The organism is Microbacterium alcoholitolerans, from assembly GCF_050408615.1.
In the GTDB taxonomy this organism is placed as follows: Bacteria; Actinomycetota; Actinomycetes; order Actinomycetales; family Microbacteriaceae; genus Microbacterium.
On record NZ_JBNTKD010000001.1, the window covers coordinates 2,164,934 to 2,182,053 of the forward strand.

General features: G+C 64.1%; 9 protein-coding genes. 7 read left to right on the forward strand and 2 right to left on the reverse strand.

Translation table 11 applies throughout. The features are described 5' to 3' along the window. The first annotated feature begins 61 nt into the window (after nt 1–61). Nucleotides 62–565: a MarR family winged helix-turn-helix transcriptional regulator gene (locus ACQUSX_RS10415; protein WP_428906857.1), complete on the forward strand. Its 504-nt coding sequence runs from the start codon at nt 62–64 to the stop codon at nt 563–565. A gap of 159 nt (nt 566–724) precedes the next feature. Here ACQUSX_RS10415 and ACQUSX_RS10420 read toward each other — a convergent pair whose 3' ends face one another. Next, on the reverse strand, nt 725–4,591 hold the full coding sequence (locus ACQUSX_RS10420; RefSeq protein ID WP_428906858.1) for an endo-alpha-N-acetylgalactosaminidase family protein: 3,867 nt from the start codon (nt 4,589–4,591) through the stop codon (nt 725–727). Nucleotides 4,592–4,779: 188 nt separating this feature from the next. Between ACQUSX_RS10420 and ACQUSX_RS10425 the strand changes: the two genes are divergently transcribed. Beyond that, nucleotides 4,780–5,985: an MFS transporter gene (locus ACQUSX_RS10425; RefSeq protein WP_428906859.1), complete on the forward strand. Its 1,206-nt coding sequence runs from the start codon at nt 4,780–4,782 to the stop codon at nt 5,983–5,985. A gap of 28 nt (nt 5,986–6,013) precedes the next feature. On the opposite strand, the gene ACQUSX_RS10430 is transcribed toward ACQUSX_RS10425, so the two are convergent. Beyond that, nucleotides 6,014–6,886, reverse strand: coding sequence for a helix-turn-helix domain-containing protein (locus ACQUSX_RS10430; protein WP_428906860.1), 873 nt, complete (start codon nt 6,884–6,886; stop codon nt 6,014–6,016). 238 nt (nt 6,887–7,124) lie between these two features. On the opposite strand from ACQUSX_RS10430, the gene ACQUSX_RS10435 reads away from it, so the two are divergent. From ACQUSX_RS10435 to ACQUSX_RS10455, 5 genes are read left to right on the forward strand one after another with little or no spacing between them, the layout of a single operon-like run. After that, the gene (locus ACQUSX_RS10435; protein ID WP_428906861.1) at nt 7,125–10,559 is read left to right on the forward strand and encodes a sugar-transfer associated ATP-grasp domain-containing protein; all 3,435 of its coding nucleotides are present in this window, start codon (nt 7,125–7,127) and stop codon (nt 10,557–10,559) included. Between the two features lie 5 nt (nt 10,560–10,564). Further along, nucleotides 10,565–11,686: a CDP-glycerol glycerophosphotransferase family protein gene (locus tag ACQUSX_RS10440; RefSeq protein WP_428906862.1), complete on the forward strand. Its 1,122-nt coding sequence runs from the start codon at nt 10,565–10,567 to the stop codon at nt 11,684–11,686. Then, nucleotides 11,674–12,723, forward strand: a complete 1,050-nt coding sequence (locus ACQUSX_RS10445) for a sugar-transfer associated ATP-grasp domain-containing protein (protein WP_428906863.1) — start codon at nt 11,674–11,676, stop codon at nt 12,721–12,723. The genes ACQUSX_RS10440 and ACQUSX_RS10445 overlap by 13 nt, the downstream gene beginning before the upstream one ends. Then, nucleotides 12,723–13,346 carry an NTP transferase domain-containing protein gene (locus tag ACQUSX_RS10450; RefSeq protein WP_428906864.1) on the forward strand — a complete coding sequence of 208 codons (624 nt, stop codon included), beginning with the start codon at nt 12,723–12,725 and terminating at the stop codon, nt 13,344–13,346. The genes ACQUSX_RS10445 and ACQUSX_RS10450 overlap by 1 nt, the downstream gene beginning before the upstream one ends. Then, on the forward strand, nt 13,330–17,061 hold the full coding sequence (locus ACQUSX_RS10455; protein ID WP_428906865.1) for a CapA family protein: 3,732 nt from the start codon (nt 13,330–13,332) through the stop codon (nt 17,059–17,061). The genes ACQUSX_RS10450 and ACQUSX_RS10455 overlap by 17 nt, the downstream gene beginning before the upstream one ends. Nucleotides 17,062–17,120 lie beyond the last annotated feature (59 nt).

Below are 17,120 nucleotides of genomic sequence, written 5' to 3' on the forward strand. Positions count from 1 at the left end.
ATGTACATGCATTGTGACATGCATCCGATCTGCATGTCAAGTTGCATGTATTATCGGTCCCATGAGCACTGACTCCTCGGCCGACGCCATCGCCCTCGCCCTGTCGCGTCTGCGCGGCCGCCGCGGCGGCGGGCCGCACGCGCATCACCGGCCGGGCGTCGACGGGCATCCCCGCGGAATGCGCGGTGGTCACCCGCACGGGCGGATGGGCTGGGAAGCGGCTCGCGGCGGCGCACCCGCGGTGATCCGGATGCTGGATGCGCTCGCCGCGGCATCCGAGCCCCTCAGCGTCAGCGCGCTCGCCGAGGCCGTCGGCGTCGACCAGCCCCGCGCTTCACGTCTGGTGCAGCAGGGCGTCGATCGGGGATGGGTGCGGCGCGAGGCAGACCCGACCGACGCGCGCCGCACACGACTCGCCCTCACCGACGAGGGCTCGAAGATGATCCGCGGCGTGCGGGGCGAGCGCCGCGAGCGCCTCGGTCAGGCGCTGGAGGCCTTCACCGATGATGAGCGTGCGGAACTCGCGCGCCTGCTCACCAAGCTCGCCGACCACTGGCATCCCTGAGCGGGAAGCGGAGCCTCAGAAAGCTCAGCGCACGGGCAGCATGCCCAGCGCCCGCCGATCCCACGAGGGGTCAGAAAACGCGCCGTCCCGTTGCCGGGAAAGCGCGTTCTCTGACCCTCAAGCAATGAGGATGGACCCCTCAAGCGGTGAGGAAGGGGATCAGCTGCCGCAGGTGAACTTCGCGTCCGCCCAGTCGGCGTGGTCGTTGCCGTTTCCGTCGCCACCATCCGAGGCGATGAGCTCGACGAACTGGCCGCCGGTGACATCCGCGGTCAGCGCGAAGGTCTCGCTGGTCGCCTTCTGCAGGGGAGAGGTGACGACGGTTTCGCCGTCGACCTTCACCGAGAAGATGACCGACCCGCGCGAGGGCTGTGCGTCGTCGATGCCGACGTCGGCGGTGAAGGTGGTGCACTGTCCGCCGAGGAAGTACTTGATGGTGCTGGGCGCGTGCGCCCCCAGGCCCTTCTCGTACACCTTGCCGTTCAGCGTCAGCGGGGTGCCGTCGCCGGTTCCCTGCTCGCCGTTCGACAGGTCGCGCTCGACCGGACCCCAGCCGTTGCTCGCGGTGACCCAATCGTGGTCGCTGGCGAACACGGTCGTAGTCGGCGCCTTCGGCAGCGTCTTCACCCTCGTCACACTCGACACCTCGCGCTCGCCGACCGGATCGACGGTGGTGGTGTACGTGGCGGTGGATCCGATGTCGTACGAGCCGTCGACGTCAGCCGGAGCCGTGACGTTCCAGCGAGTCACGAGCGTGCCCTTGGGCGCCACCGAGGCGGCGGTCGCGGGCGTGATGGGCTCGGCAGACCAGCCCTCGGGCAGGTCGAGCTCGACCGTCACGTCAGAGATCGCCGCCGCCTCGTCGGAGGTGAAGGTCGTCGTGAACTCGGTCGCCTTGCCCTGCTGGATGACATCGGCGCCGAGCTTGCCGCTCAGCTGCGCGCAGGCGGGAATGGCATCGGATGCCCCGAGATCCTCGACCGTGAAGTTGTCGACGATCAGGTCGGCAGTGCCGCCGCCGATGCGGTTCAGGCCCACGAAGGTGTCGCCGCAGGCGCTGGCATCCACGATCTGCTCGAAGCGCGTGGTCTCGTGCACCGCGTCGAAGTCGGTGCTCGAGGTGATGCGCGGACCGGTCGCCGAGTCGTATCCGGTCACCCAGGCATACTCGCCGGCTTCGGTCGACTGGTAGTCGAACGAGACGCGGTAGCGGTGCCCTGGCTCGAACGGCACCGAGTACTCGGAGGTGCGGTAGACGAGCCCGCGGTTCTCCTGGTGCGCCATCAGCGAGTACTCGCCGTCGAGGATGTTGTCGATCTTGCGGCCGTTCCATCCCTTCTGGGTGAAGTCGTTGCGCTTGGCGATGTGGGTGCGCGGGTCGGTGGATCCGCCGGCTGAGCCCTTGAAGAACGGACCCCATCCGGCATCCGTGTCTTCGAAGTCCTCACTGGCGATCACGCCGTCTCCGAGCGTCGGCGCCGCCGCCTCGATGATGCGCACGTCGTCGACGCGCACCGGGGTGTCGCCATCGCCGACCTTCACACTGAAGACCGGCTTGTCGCCGCCGCGCGGCACGGTGAAGTGCACCTTCAGACGCTGCATCGTGGTGCCGTGCCATTCATCGGATGCCATGTAGTTGACAGCATTCGACGAGTCGATCGTGACACTGGCATCCGATCCCTTCTTGCCGAGGTCGACGCCGAGCGTCACCTCGCGGGTCTTGTCCTTATCGATGCCGACCCAGGCGCTCGCGGTGTACTCGCCGGCGGGCAGCCGATCGAGCTTCTGCGAGATCGCCGCCGAGCCGGCGCCGAACAGCGCGGAGCGGCGGCCGAGGCCGTCGCGCTCGATCGCGACGTCTCCGCTCGGGTTCCACTCGTCGAGGTCGGTGAGGTTGAAGCCGGGGTCGGTCACCGGAGTGCCCTGACCGAAGTCGACCTTCTTGGGCAGCGCGCTGCCGGCGTTCTTGTTCTTGCCCTCGACGAGGACGTAGGCCTGGCCGGCCTCGGCGTTGATCGTGACCTTGCCGTTCACCACGGGCAGGTCCGCGATCTTGGTGCGCCCGCCGTCGCCCAGCGAGAACAGCTGCAGGGTGCGGTTCTTCGCGAAGTCGTCGGTGAGAGTCCAGGTGGTCTCGCCGCCGGCCGGGTTGTAGTGGTACAGCTTGTCGACCTTCTTGCCGGCCTTCGACGACCAGGGCAGCAGGTAGGTGTCGCCGCGGAGGACTTCATCGCCGCCGACGGTGATCGAGCGGTCGGATGCTGTCGTGCCGGTGATCCGCACGTCGCCTTCGAGGTCGATGGCCTCGTCGGTCCAGCGCATGATCTCGTGGTGCTGCACGAACTTCGCCGGGACGTTCGCGGTCCACACGTTGTCGAGGAACCCGTTGAAGTCGTTCTGGTTCGTCCAGCCCTCGAACTCGATGATGTGCGCGGTGCCGAGGCGCGGGTCGGGGTTCCAGACGTCGGCCTGCGTGTTGTTCACGAACCGCAGGATCTGCGAGTTGATGCCCTTGTTGGTCGAGCCGCCGTACTTCTCGTCGGTGGCCCAGTGCGACCAGGTGTTGTTGACCGAGAGCTTGTCGGCCCACTCGGATGCGACGCGGAAGTTGTGGTCGATGAGCGACTCCTGGATCTCCTTCGCGATCCAGCCGTACGTGTAGTAGACGTCGACGTAGACCCAGTCGAGGTTGTCGTGCGTGGCGTCGGCCAGTTCGCCAATCCGCTTGTCGAGCAGGCCGGATGTCGTGTCGTAGCGCTGGTCGATGTAGTACGACTGGTCGAGCCAGTTCCAGCCCGGTGCGTTCGGGTCCATGATCTCGTCGCTGAACGAGTTCGCCTCGGGGTAGATCTCGGTCGCGTTGATGTGCACGCCGAACGAGGCGTTCCACTTCTCGCCCGCCTTGAGCGCCGCGTTGAGCTCGTCCAGGCCGCCGGCGCGCTCGTTGAAGTTGTCGCCGTAGTCGGTGTTGGCCGAGTCGTGGCCCTCGCTGGTGTAGCCCTTCAGCAGTGCCGCCTGGCCCAGGCCGTCGGTGTTCTGCGCGATGCGCTTGACGTCGTCTAGGGTGCGCAGGAACGGGTGGGTCGCCTGCGAGGCGAAGTTGAACGGAATATGCGTGATGACGTTGTTCGGCATCTGGTCGCCCTTGAAGGGTGCGACGCGCAAGTCGCGCAGGGCGATCGCGCCGTCCTGCCAGTCGACCGCGTCGTCGCCGTTGGCATCGGCGGTGATGGCGACCTTGACCCAGGGAAGCTCTTCGGTCTTCGGTGCGTCGGCCGGCCGGTACAGCCACTGTCCGCTCGAGACGCCGATCTCGACGTCGTCGCCGTCCTTCGCGCTCTCGCGCCAGAAGTTACCGCCGTCCTTGTAACCCGTGCCCGAGGACGGGTCGTACATCGCGTTGGTCGTGAAGGCCGCCGCGAGCTGGTCGGTGTTTGCGATCACAGTGTTCGTCGCGACAGGTGCGCCGACGGGGGTGTCGGCGGTGACGGGGATGAACTTGTCGCCGGTGACCGCACGGTCGACCGACAGGTCGGCGGTGGCGATGCTCGCGCCGGTCTCGGCCGATGAGACGGTGACGAGGCCGTGGCCGGGGATGCGGATGGTCGTGACCTGCTTGTCGGGGTCGACGATCTCGGTGAAGGCCAGCGTGACGACGTTCTTCTTGACGCTGAGCTTGGCGGTGAACTCGACGCCCTCGAGGGCGGTCGGAGTGATCGTGTACTCGGCCGAGGACCCGCTGATCTTCTTGGATCGCACCTCGACGGGCTGGGCCTCGCCGTTGATCTCGAGCTCGGTCAGGGCGGTGTCGTTGCCGTGCAGCACCGCGCCGCTGTCGCGGTCGGTGTACTGCACGATCTGCGGGAATGCGCTGGATGCACGCACTTCGAGGTCGCCGGTGCGCAGCACGATGTCAGCGGATGGGGAGTCCGCACTGAAGGCCGGCGCTGCGGCGAGTGGTGACAGACCGGTGACGACCAGGGCTGCGCCCAGTCCTACTCCGGCCCATCTGCGAGGGGTTCTCATGTCTGGCTCTCCTTCGAATCAGCACCGGACTGGGGTTCCGGCGTGAACGAGAATGCCACGAAATGTTTGCGGAAACAAGAGTGTGTCGGAGCATGGCGGCGACGTGCTGCCAGTGCGATCGGACGATCGGTCGGATGCCCCGGACGGGCGGTCGGGCGGGCATCCGATCATGGCGGAAGGCTGGAAGCATGACGACGACCGCACCCGTCCCTGTGACGACCACAGCTCTTCCGCCGCTGCGCTACGGCGCCCTCACCGTGATGATGGCCATGAGCTTCCTGCTGGTCACCGCGGAGTTCCTTCCCGGCGGCGTGCTCACCGAGATCGCCGCCGACGTCGGCGTGACGGTCGGCCAGGCCGGGCAGATGGTCTCGGTCACGGCGCTGGCCGGATTGATCGTCGCTCCGACGATCGGACTCGCGCTGCCGCGACTGGATCGCCGCACGCTGCTCGTGTGGATGGCGATCGGCGCGACGGTCTCGAATGCGGCAGTGGCGATCGCTCCGAACTTGCCGCTGCTGCTGCTCGGCCGAGTGCTGCTGGGGGCGGCGCTGTCGGGCTTCTGGGCCATGTCGATCACGGTGGCCGCGAAGATTGCCGGGACTGAGCGGCTCGGCAAGGCGGTGATGTTCACGTCGGCGGGCACGTCGCTCGCGACGGTCGCGGGCGTGCCGATCGGCGTGATGCTCAGCGAGGTCATGGACTGGCGAGCGGTGTTCGGATTCGCCGCGCTCGTCACGGCGCTGCTCGCGATCGCGCTGCGGATGCTGCTGCCGAAGGTCCCGGCAGAGAGCTCTGCGTCGCTGCGCACTCTGGTGGGCACGCTGCGCCTGCCCGGCATCGGGCTGGGTGTCGCCGGTCACGTGCTGATCGTGCTCGGGCACTTTCTCGCGTTCACGTACATCCGCCTCGCGCTGGAGCGCGTGCATGAAGCCGGTCAGCCGATCGATGCCGGTGTGATCATCGCGCTGCTGGCAGTGTTCGGCCTGGGCGGGTTCGTGGGCAATCTGGTGATCGGCATGGTCATCGACCGCACTTATCGGATGTTCGCGGTGGTGTCTCCACTGGTGATCGCGGTGAGCGTGCTGATGGTGATCGCCTTGTCGGGCGCACCGATGCTCGTCGGCGTCGCGGCGTTCGTGTGGGGATTCTTCTTCGCCTCGTGGCTGCTGATCGTGAACACGTGGGTGGGTCACCGGATGCCCGATCGGCTGGAGGCCGGCGGGAGCATCGTCGTGGTCGGGTTCCAGGGCGCGATCATGCTCGCCGCCGCGGTCGGCGGACTGCTCGTCGATGGGTGGGGCGTCGTGCCGGTCTACGTGGTGGGGGCGGTACTGCTGGCGTTCGGCGCGGGACTGTTCGGCCTGTCGAACCGGGCGGGTGGGCGCCAGTAGTGTGCGGCCGTGGCGTGGCTTGCGCGACTCAGGCGCTCGTGAGCTGATGCTGCGCGCGCCACGTCGACGGGGTCGTGCCGACGTGGCGGCGGAACGCGCGGCTGAAGCCTTCGTCCGACGCGTAGCCGAGTTCGCGTGAGACCGCGCTCACGCCGAGGCCGCGTGTGAGCAGATCCTGCGCTGCTCGCATCCGCACTGCGGTGACGTAGCCGGCGGGGGAGTTGCCGAAGGTGCTGCGGAAGCGCTCGGCGAAGACCGAGCGCGACATGGCGCCGAGCGATGCGAGGGTCTCGACCGTCCAGTCGCGGCCGGGCTCTGCGTGGATCGCGTTGATGACGCGGTCGAGGAACGGATCGGATGCTGACGCCGGCCAGCCGGTCGGTGCGCAGCCCTTCGCTACCCAGGCCCGGATGACCGATGCGAGCACGGTCTTGGCCATCATGCGGCAGATGGCGAGGTCGCCGCCGCGCTTTGCGTGCTCATCATGGGCGCCGACGCCCATGTGCTGCGCCAGGGCCGCCGCGCCCGGCTCGAGGGCCGCGAACTCGGCGATGGTCGCGGCGTCGGGCAGCAGAGCGAGGAGGTGCGCTGACTGCTCGGCGAGTTCCAGCTCGGTCAGCAGGACGGATGCCGGGCCGTCGGCGGTCAGGGTGGCGGGCAGTCGTCCGCTCGACAGCAGCACCTCGCCGGAGCCGAGCTGATGCGGTCCCTTCACCGGGACGCGGGTGGTCGTGTTGCCGGTGATGACGTACGCGAACGACAGCGATGACTGCGGAAGCACGAGCATCTCGCCGTCGTCGAGCCGGACTCGGCGCTGGCCGCGGATGCGCACGTCGACGGCATCGAGCAGCGTGTCGAGCGCGGCGCTGGGGCTGTCAGCAGCCGTGGGCGGCGGTGCCATCGCGGTCAGGCTCATGAAGAGCCGAACCATGAGGAAGGGTGGGGTATTCCGTGTTGATCCAGGTGCCGACGACATTCTGACGTATGGGCTCGGCGCCAGTAGAGCACTCGCGGGCCGAGGTCCTGGACGAATGCTGAGACGGATGGTAGACCCGGCCGGGTAGAATCCACGAGGAAATCAAGAGCGATCGGATGAGGGTGCGTTGTCAGGCTTGATACGGGAGGGTAAGCGTCTTGCGGTGACGACCCTGGCGCAACCGCTCGTCCGCGAAGGATTCGCCGCGTCTGCCGCACGCAGATGGGTGCGCGAGTCGTATCGCGATTGGCTCGCCCCCACGTCATCTCCCGGGTTCATCCGCCGCGCGCATCGAAGCGGGTTCACCGTCGCCGCCTATCGAGAGGTGCAGGCTCTCGCTCCACGCGAGCTGCCGCCGATCTCACAGCGGGACTATCACTCGCTGCATCCGCTGAACGACACGCGGCCCTGGCTGCGCAATCGCGTCGTCGGTGGGCGCCGGATCGCCGGTCTGGCGTCTGCGCTCGAAGAGCCGATCGCGATCGTCTCACGCGCCAGTGCGGCGGTTGCGGTTCGGCCGATCAGTGATGAGTTCGGCGGCATCGACACGGGTGTGGTCTGGCTGCTTGAGCTGGTCCGCGAGCGCGAGAGCGTCCGAGTCGTCTCGCTCGCATGGGGATACGGCACCGGCCACGTCCTGTCCTGGACTGGTGGCCAGTACCTCTGGGACGGCGACGTGGTCACCGAAGATGTGATCGAGGCCACGCTCTTGGCGCGGGCCGAGCACGGGCGACTGCTGGTCACCCAGCACACGCGCGATGAGACTCTCACGAACGCGTTCGGATCCGAAGTCGCATACCTGCGCGTCTACCTCGGTAAGTCGTCGACCGATGATGTGCTCGTGCTCGACGCCGAAGTACTCCTCGGTCGCGCGCGCTCTCATGCGGGTTCAACTGACATGAGTGACTCGATGGATGAGGTCAACACCGCCGAACTTCCGGCTCGGCGACGAGGCCGCTGGGATCAGCGAATTCCAATGGATGTCGAGACGGGTGCTGTCGATACCGTCCGCGACGGCGCGATCAAGATCCCGCATTTCGACGAGATCGTCGAGAACCTGGGTCGGGCCTTCGGCCACGCGCGCGCAGGATTCACATTCCTGTCCGTCGTGGTCCACCCCGATTCGAACGGTGGAGTCACGGTTCTGGATATCGACCCCGAGCCGCCGTACCCTCACCACCGCCTGTTCAATACCGCGACCAACGGCTATCTCAGGGCCGTTCTCGACGACCGCGCCCCCGCGCGGCACCAGCGTGCGCTGCGGAACTCTGCTCGCGGACGGGCGCAGCGCCAGGCTGCGCGACTCGTACGCAGACTGCGAACGTTCGATCTGCGCGCCGCCGGCTACACCGGCCGCGCTGCGCGTTCGTGGGTTTGGACGATGAACCATGATCGAGCAACCGAGACATGGGCGTCGGCGAAGCAGATCGCACAGGCACATGAGTGGGGATTCCCCGTCGCTGTCGCGCGTGACTTCGGGATCACAGAGGGCAATCGATCCAGGTTCCTGTCACGCCGCGAGTTCCTGTACGCGCATCCACTCAACGGCAAGTATGAGAAATGGCTGCGCGACCGGGTCTCGGCCCTACTTGTGTTCGCGCCGTTCGATGAGCACTTCGACAGTGTGCATTATCAGATCTTCCGCCGGGGCGGCGCCCCTCATATCGTCGCCATCTCACCCGACGCCAAAGCCTCCGGGGCATCTCTGGACGATCTGGGCGCCCTGCTGGACAAGACGGGTCCGCTGGTGCTCGCGCCGACCGCGTGGCAGTCCGCTGCCCGTGCCACTGTCGCGCGAGAGGGCTCCTCGTTCGTCGTCGACGGCATCAAATGCTCCCGGCACGAGTTCCACGAGCTGCTCTCGGCGGTGACGAGAGATCAGTCGCACGTGATCGTCGAACCGACGTCTGATCACTCCGCGAACGAAGACGATGCCTCCACCTTCATCGTGGACGTCACCATGATGAACGAGGATGGCGCGAATCCGCAGATCGCGGAAGCCTTCGTGCAGTTCCGCGACGATCATGCATCCGAGACCGGCGAGGAGCCTCTACGGTTCGTATGCCGGGTCAACCCTGCGACAGGCTCGTTCGAACAGGCTCGAGCACTCATCGAAGGCCGCACGGAGACGTTCACGCACCACCCGCTCACTGACGAGCGGTTCAGCGGCAGCATTCCCAGCTGGCCCCGAGTGGTCGATCTGCTTCAGCGCATGCTCGCCTTCGCGCCCCAGCTCCGTTTCGTGCAGTTCCGTCTCGTCGTCGACGCCGAGTCGATCCGAGTCCAGCGTGTGTCGGCATCCCCTCACTACAGCAGGCTGTTCCCCTTCGAACCGCACACCGTTTCGTTCCTCCGCGGGCTCATCGACGAGAAGCGCTCGGGAGCTTTCCGCCTGCGCGCCCGTGTGGCACGCGGCATGCACAACGCCAAGCTGAAGATCCGGCGGGAGTACGCGAAGGCCTTCTTCCCCAAGGGTCTTCTTCCGTACCAGGCGGTCCGCTGGCCGGGCGACATTCGTCGGGATCTGGTCCAGCGCAACGGTGTTCCGTTGAGAACAAAGCTCTGGGCGTACCGGCACGGATTCCTGTCGTACCGGATCCCGCAGTACGGGATCACGCCGCAGAACCGTCATCAGTTCATTTCCGACTTCGAGTACCGGTGGCTTCGGCACATCAATGAGCGCTACAAGTACTGGCTCGAAGACAAGGTGAGCATCAAGTACGTGGCTGCCGACTTCAATGAGTTTCTGCCTGCGTACTACTTCTATACCCACCGCAGCGGCGGCAGGAACCACGTCGTCCAGATGATGGACTGCCCCGAGGGGTACGGAGCCGAATACTCGGATGTGCTCCGTTTGGCCCGCGAACTCGGCGTACTGGCGCTCAAACCTGACGAGGGCTCCCATGGGGAAGGCTTCTACCGTCTCGGCTGGGAAGACGGGGTGTACTCCCTCAACGGGGTGGTCGCCAGCGAGCAGGATGTCATCGACGTCCTCGCGAACCCTCAGAACCGGTACCTCATCACCGAGTTCATCCACATGCATCCGGCGATCGCCGAGATCTATCCGACTTCCGTGAACACCATCCGGATGATCGTCTTCAAGAAGGATGGCCTCACGCCCGAGCTCGGCAACGCATACTTGCGGATCGGTTCCGTGGCTTCGGGATACGTCGACAACACCGCGGCCGGCGGAATGCTCGCCGAGATCGACGTCGATTCGGGGCGTTTCGGCAACGCGCAGACGCTAGTGAACGGTCGTGTGACTCCGTGTCCTCGGCATCCCGACACCGACGTTCTCATCGAGGGGACCGTGCCCAACTGGGATCTCGTGAAGGATCAGATCCTCGAGATGGCGGCGAGCTTCTCGCAGCTCGAGTATCTCGGTTTCGATGTGGCGATCACTCCCGATGGCTTCAAGATCCCCGAGATCAACCGCTTTCCCGACTATCCACGGATCGACCGGCTGACGCCGGCCACGATCGACTACCTGCTGCTGAAGCTCGAGCAGAAGAAGCGACGGTACGGATACCATCGGCAGCGGCCGCGCACACTGGTGAAGCTGCCTGAAAGAGCGTTGGCTGAGGGAGAACGCATATGAAGGGGATGCGGATCGGGGTCGTTCGCGTGTTCCTGACTGTCGTCTACACGGCGATCAAGCTGGTCACCCGCGTGGACGAGAACAAGGTCGTTTTCCTTGGGCGTCGGATGGATCGCGAACCGCTCGATTTTCGTCTGATAATCGAGGAATTGCGGCGACGCGATCCCAACGTCAAGGTGGCAACGCTGTCTAAGTTGCTGCGAGGCGGAGACAGCCGCGAGACCTTCATGTTCGCGCCGGTCCTCCTGAAGAGTTTGTATCACCTGGCTACAGCAAAGGTCTGCGTCCTCGACTCCTACTGGCCAGCGGTTTCCATGCTGACGCACAGACGATCGCTGGTCGTCTATCAAATCTGGCATTCTCTCGGGAAGATCAAGCAGTCCGGCAAGCAGGCTCTTGGACGCACGCAGGGTCGCGCCGAGCACGTCGCCAAGGGCATGCGGATGCACGAGGGTTACGACTATGTCGTCGCTGGAGCCGAAGTATGGAACCCGCAGTACTGCGCTTCCTTTGGGGTGAGTGAGGACCAGCTGCTCAACATCGGATTGCCCCGTGCCGACTACCTGTTGCGGGAAAAGGACGCGATCGCAGCCCGCATCAGGCGTCGACACCCCGAACTGGGAGAAAAGCCGGTCGTCCTCTATGTGCCGACTTTCCGGCGCGGCGAAAACGCGACAGGTGCGCTGAAGCTCGCTGCGGAGCTGGACCTGGACAAGTTCACGCTCGTGATCAAGAAGCACGAGAGTGACACGCTGATCTACCCGCCCCAAGAGCACCACACGTGCCCGGATTACACCGGTACTGAGTTGCTGACGATCGCTGACTACGTGATCACAGACTACTCATCCATCGCCCTTGAGGCCGCGTTGATCAACGTGAAGACGTTCTACTTTCTATACGACTACGAGCACTACCTGGAGAGCAACGGCGTCAACATCGATCTCGACAACGAGCTTCCCCGTTGCGTCTTCCGAGATGCGCCGGAACTGATGCGTGCGCTTGAAGCTGACTATCCGTACGACGTGCTGAAGCGCTATCAGGAGAAGTTCCTGTTCCCCGACCCGGGGCACTCGGCGAAGGATCTCGTCGATCACATGTTCACCACCGGGGGACTATGCACCCGCTGATCAAAGCCTTCATCAAACGCGGCAAGCTCGTATATCTCTGGGTGACCAGAATTCTGCTCGCCCCCAATCGGTTTGACGTGCCCTGGCATGCGCGAATCCGATATGCGATCTCGGGGGGCTTCATCAGTGATCAGGTCGCGCTCTACGGATTGACCGCTCGGACTAAGCGAGCGTACTTGTCAGAATTCGATTGGTACAGGTCGCGTTGGATCAACGAGCCTTTCGATGCGATGCTGAACAACAAGATCGTCTGCAGCGAGATGCTCGAGCGCCACATCAGTGTGCCACCGATCTATTTCATCAAGAACAAGGGACGTCTCGTTTCGCATGGAGATGCTCCGCCCGTGCGAGTCGTCGCCGACACGGTCCCGACCCTGCAGGACGTCGGGTCGATGTTCCTTAAGCCCCTCGCAGCCGGCAAGGGAAAAGGTGTGCGTCGGCTCGATGCTGCCGACGGCGAGTTCTGGATCGATCGCGTACCCTCCTCCAAGGAGCAGGTGCTGCAGTTGCTGCAGCGTGAGGACGGGTGGTTCCTCTCGGGCGCCGTCGAGCAGCATCCCGACCTCGCGGCGATATATGAGCACACGACAAATACCATTCGTCTGATCACGATGCGAATGTCCGATGGCACGGCCAAGATCTTCTTTGCTGTGCTCCGGATGGGAACCGCCGCGACTGTGCCAGTAGATAACGGGAGCCGGGGTGGGCTGGTGTCGCGCATCGACCTCGATACCGGAACGCTAAGCGAAGCAAGGACGCTCTGGTCGCATGGTGTGTTTACAGCTCATCCTGACTCGAACGCCACGATCCAGGGCGCAAGAGTGCCGCTTTGGGATGAGGTGAAGGAATCGGTGCTACGCGCAGTCGACGCGGTGCCGTACCTTCAGTTCATCGCCTGGGACATTCTCGTCACACCCGATGGGCCGTGCGTCATCGAGGCCAACACGTCATCGGGCGTCAACATCATCCAGATATGGGGCCCGCAACGCGATGGTGAGCTCGGTGACTTCTACCGCGCACACGGGGTGATTCGCTGATGCGGTACGTGATCATGGCTAACGGACGTGGGACTCGCTGGGGCGGGCATAGCGGCATCCCCAAGCACCTCATCGAATTCGATGGAGAGACACTGCTACGTCGCATCGTGCGACAGGTGACAGATGCTGATCCGGGGGCTGACATCGTCATCTCCGCAAGCAACCCTGCGTATGACACAGTGGGAGCACGCCGGCACGCTCCCGAGGTGAACGAGATTGAACTCGATCGTTTCGTGCCTGAGTTGATTACGGACAACGTGACCTTCCTGTACGGAGACACACTGTACAGCGACGCCGCCATACGCGAGATCGTGACCGCCCCCGACGCTGAGTTGGCGTTCTTTGGCGATGAACGGGCGATCGTCGCTGTGCGCGCCTCCCGCCGTGAAGTGCTCGTGCAGCACTTACAGCGCGTGCGCGACCTGTACTTGGCCGGCCGCATTACTTCCTGCAAGGGCTGGCAGCTCTACCAGTCCTATGAAGGACTGCCCTTCGACCAGGTGGTGATCGGCACGCATTTCCACGTGCTCGACGCCGCGACGGTGGGATTCAATACCCCGGATGAGCACGCGGACTTCCGCGACTGGCTTGGACAGGAGAGACAACATGAATATCAGCCGTGAGGATGCGGAGACCCTTGGCTCGGCGGCCGCATACGTACGCCTGCATACTGGGCTGTCGTTCAGCGACTCGTTGCTTCAAGTGAAGACGGCTCGCGACGAGTACGACATCACACCGCGCACATACATTCGCGACCGCCTCTATCTGGTTCCCAGCGAAGCGCTCGCTGAGCTGGCGCGCAAGGACCGTTACGTCGCCCTCGTCGCCGAGCAGCGCGACTCCTCATACGGTCGGGCATTCGCGGTGATGCACGATATCCGTCGCCGATACGGCATCGGCTTCCGAGAGTTCGCGCAGCAGAAGCTCTATCGTCACGCTGAAGGCGAAGCTCTCACGAAGGCGGTGCGCCTACTCATCGAGCGCGAGGGGAAGCACATCCAACAGGTCTGCCATGAGACAGGTTGGACGTTCGAAGAAGCAGAGCGACGCATGCGCGAGGTCAAGCGGCGCTGGCCCACATTGGACTTCCGCAAGTACGTGGGTTACCGTCTCGCCGCCCAATCCGAGGACGAGATTACCGCTCTCATCCAGCGGTGGACGGAAACAGCGAAGGCCAACCGTGAGAAGGTCGCTGAAATCACGGGCTGGACGGTGCAGCGAGTGCAGAAGCACATGACGCGGTACCAGATTCTGTACGACATCATCCCGGCGTACTACATGTGTTACCGCGGTTGGGAGCTTACAGACGAGCAGATGGATGGATACGCCCGTCAGAAGCTGAGCGAGATACTCGCGAGCCGAATCAACAATCGTGCGGACACTGAGTTGATGGGCCGCAAGGACAAGTTCGACGCGATCTACGCCGAATTCGTGAAGCGGAAGTTCTGGGTCAACTCGGAATCGACGTTTGACGAGTTCCTGGCCTTCGCCGAAGGACTTGACTCCGCCTTCTGCAAGCCACTCAAATCCGGCGGCGGACTAGGCACCTTCACGCTCGATCTCACTGGCGATGAGGTAGCGCTTCGCGAGCTCTACGACGACCTGATGAAGCAGCCACTGATTCTTGTTGAGGAATCAGTCGTTCAGCATCCTGAAATGAATGACTTCTATCCGAATTCTGTGAACACAGTGCGTGTCGTTACGCTGCAGGACGATTCGGGAACACACATCATCTCGACGGGAGCGCGGTTCGGCAGTACTGGCATCACTGACAACTTCAGTGGCACTGGGATGGTCAGTGACGTCGACATCGCCACAGGAAAGATCGTGACACCGGCGGTCGACAAGAAGGGCATTTCCTATGACGCCCACCCCTACTCGGGGAAGCGATTCGTCGGTTTTCAGATCCCGCATTGGGACCAGGTCATCGAGACCGCCAAACGCGCAATGGACGTTCTCCCCGGTGTTAACTATGTCGGATGGGATGTCGCCATCGGACCCGATGGCGTCAGTCTCATCGAAGGAAACTCCATGCCAGACCTCGTGCTCGTGCAAGCGCCGTATGCGCCGGCGAAGGTCGGGAAGCGGTACCTGTTCGACCCATTCCTCGAGCGCAGCGCCACGCGCCGCACGCAGCCCAGCGATCGGAGCTCGGCCAATATACAGGAGCCGAAGGCGGCGTCGACAGCCAGAAAGACCATCGACCGTGAGCCGCACGACATCATGGACAGACTGCGCCGTAAGAGCAGAGCAGTCGTGCGTCGGCTGCGAAAGGCCGTGGCGCCGGGCTCGGAAACAGGAGCGTTCACGGACATCGTTCGAGATGGGATCCGCTTTCGCCTGAGCGACGGTGTAGCGGCCGTGGTCGGCCATGAAGGCGCTCGAGGTGAGGTCGAAGTGCCCGAACATGTTGATGGGCATCCTGTTGTCGCGATCCGCGCCCGTGCCTTCGAAGGGTGCGTGGAAGCGACCGCATTCGTACTTCCCGAGAGCATCACGACGATAAACAGTCATGCCTTTGCTGGCTGTATCGCGCTCACGCACATCGAGATCCCCGAAAGTGTCGAAGTGCTCAACCGCAGCACTTTCGAAGGGGCATCAGCTTTGGCCGAAGTCGGTCTACCTTATGGGTTGCGCAGGATCGGTAGGGAGAGCTTCAAGGACTGCGTTTCACTGACTACGTTGTATTACTACTCGAAGCGCGGCATCAGCGATGTCATGGTGACCGACCGCGCGCTGCGCGAGAACGCACTGCCCACGCAGCTCGACTACATCGGAATCTCGGCCTTCGAGAACTGCACGTCCCTCACAGAGGTCCACATCCCGCACCTCGTGACGAGCATTGCCGCTCGTGCCTTCCAGGGCTGCTCCGGTCTCCGCGCGGTTCATCTGCACAACCGGCTGCAGGTGATCGGCGCACGCGCCTTCGACGGATGCTCGGCCCTTGGGTCACTCCGGCTACCGGCGCGTTGCAAGGAGATCGGAGCGGGTGCTGTCGACGCCTCTGTGCAGATCATCGCCGGTCGGCGTTCCTTCGCCGCAGAGTATGCAAAACAGAACTCCTTGATCTGGCGGGAGCCCTCATCCGAGGGGCGCGAGCTTGGCAGCCGGATGAACCCCGCGGAACCATACCGCCGCTTCTACACGGACGAAGAACTCACGGGAGTAATCGAGCGACATGAGATTCGCCACCCTTCGTACCGGACCGAAACGGCCCACGCCGATGACGTGCCCGGGGAGATTCCGGACTCGCGATTCACGCTGGATGGCGACGTGTACCGGGGGTCGGCGGCTCAGCAGGGGCGTGCCCGCATCTTGGTGGTCGGAGACCTCATGGCGCGGTACCGCCAGCAGGTGGCAGCTGCGAGTTGGGGCGAAGGCGGCTTCGACGCAAGCTTCGATGAGGTACGTGCGCTGCTCGCTGGCGCCGACTTCGTCATCGGCAATCTCGAGAGCACCGTCAGTCCATCGGCGCCATATACGAGCGAGCGGGAGCATGTGAACGCCCGCCCGCACCTAAATGCGCCGCCCGCGTTCCTCGGTGCCGTGCGCCGTGCTGGCTTTGACGCCGTAACGCATGCACAGAACCACGCCTACGACTCAGGTACGCAGGGCGTGCTCGAAACGCTCGACGCCGCCAACCAGTGTCGACTGATGCACACCGGTCTCTACGCTTCGGCAGCCGACCCGCGTCCTCTCGTAGTCGACATCGGTGGCATCCGCGTCGGCATGGTCGCGTACCTAGACAGCGCCCGGCAAATGATGAAAAAGGCAAACTTCACCAAGACGGGACTGGACACGATGTTCCCGTATTTCGATGAGGAGAAGATCGCTGCCGACATCGCCCAGGCCCGCGACGCCGGAGCTGAATTCATCCTCGCGTTCTGCCACTGGGGCCGGGAGTACACACCGGAGATCACCGAACGTCAGCGCGAGTTCGCGCGCCGCGTAGCCGATGCCGGCGCCGACTACATCGTTGGAGCGCATTCGCATTGCGTACAGCCCTACGAGATACTCGTCTCCGAAGATGGCAGAGAGGTCCCCTGCCTCTGGTCGGCTGGGAATTTTGTCTCCGACATCAACCTGAAGCCGCCGATCACACGAGACACACTGATTATGGACCTCACCCTCGAACGCACCGATGGCGGCACCGTCGTGATAGCTGAGAACGGGTACCATCCGTGCCGAATCGTGCACCGTCGTGACGGCCGGGGAGAAGCATACGTCGTCGTTCCCGCCGAAATTGACCCGGAATCAACTGATGATCCCGAGGCGCTCGCGAAAGCCCGTGCCCGCATCAGCCGGGTAGTCGGTCCTGGAATCGCGCCCGTTCGCTAGACGAGTGAAAGGAATCGCCCTTCCCAAGTGTGCGGGAACTTACCGTTCGGGGATCGCAG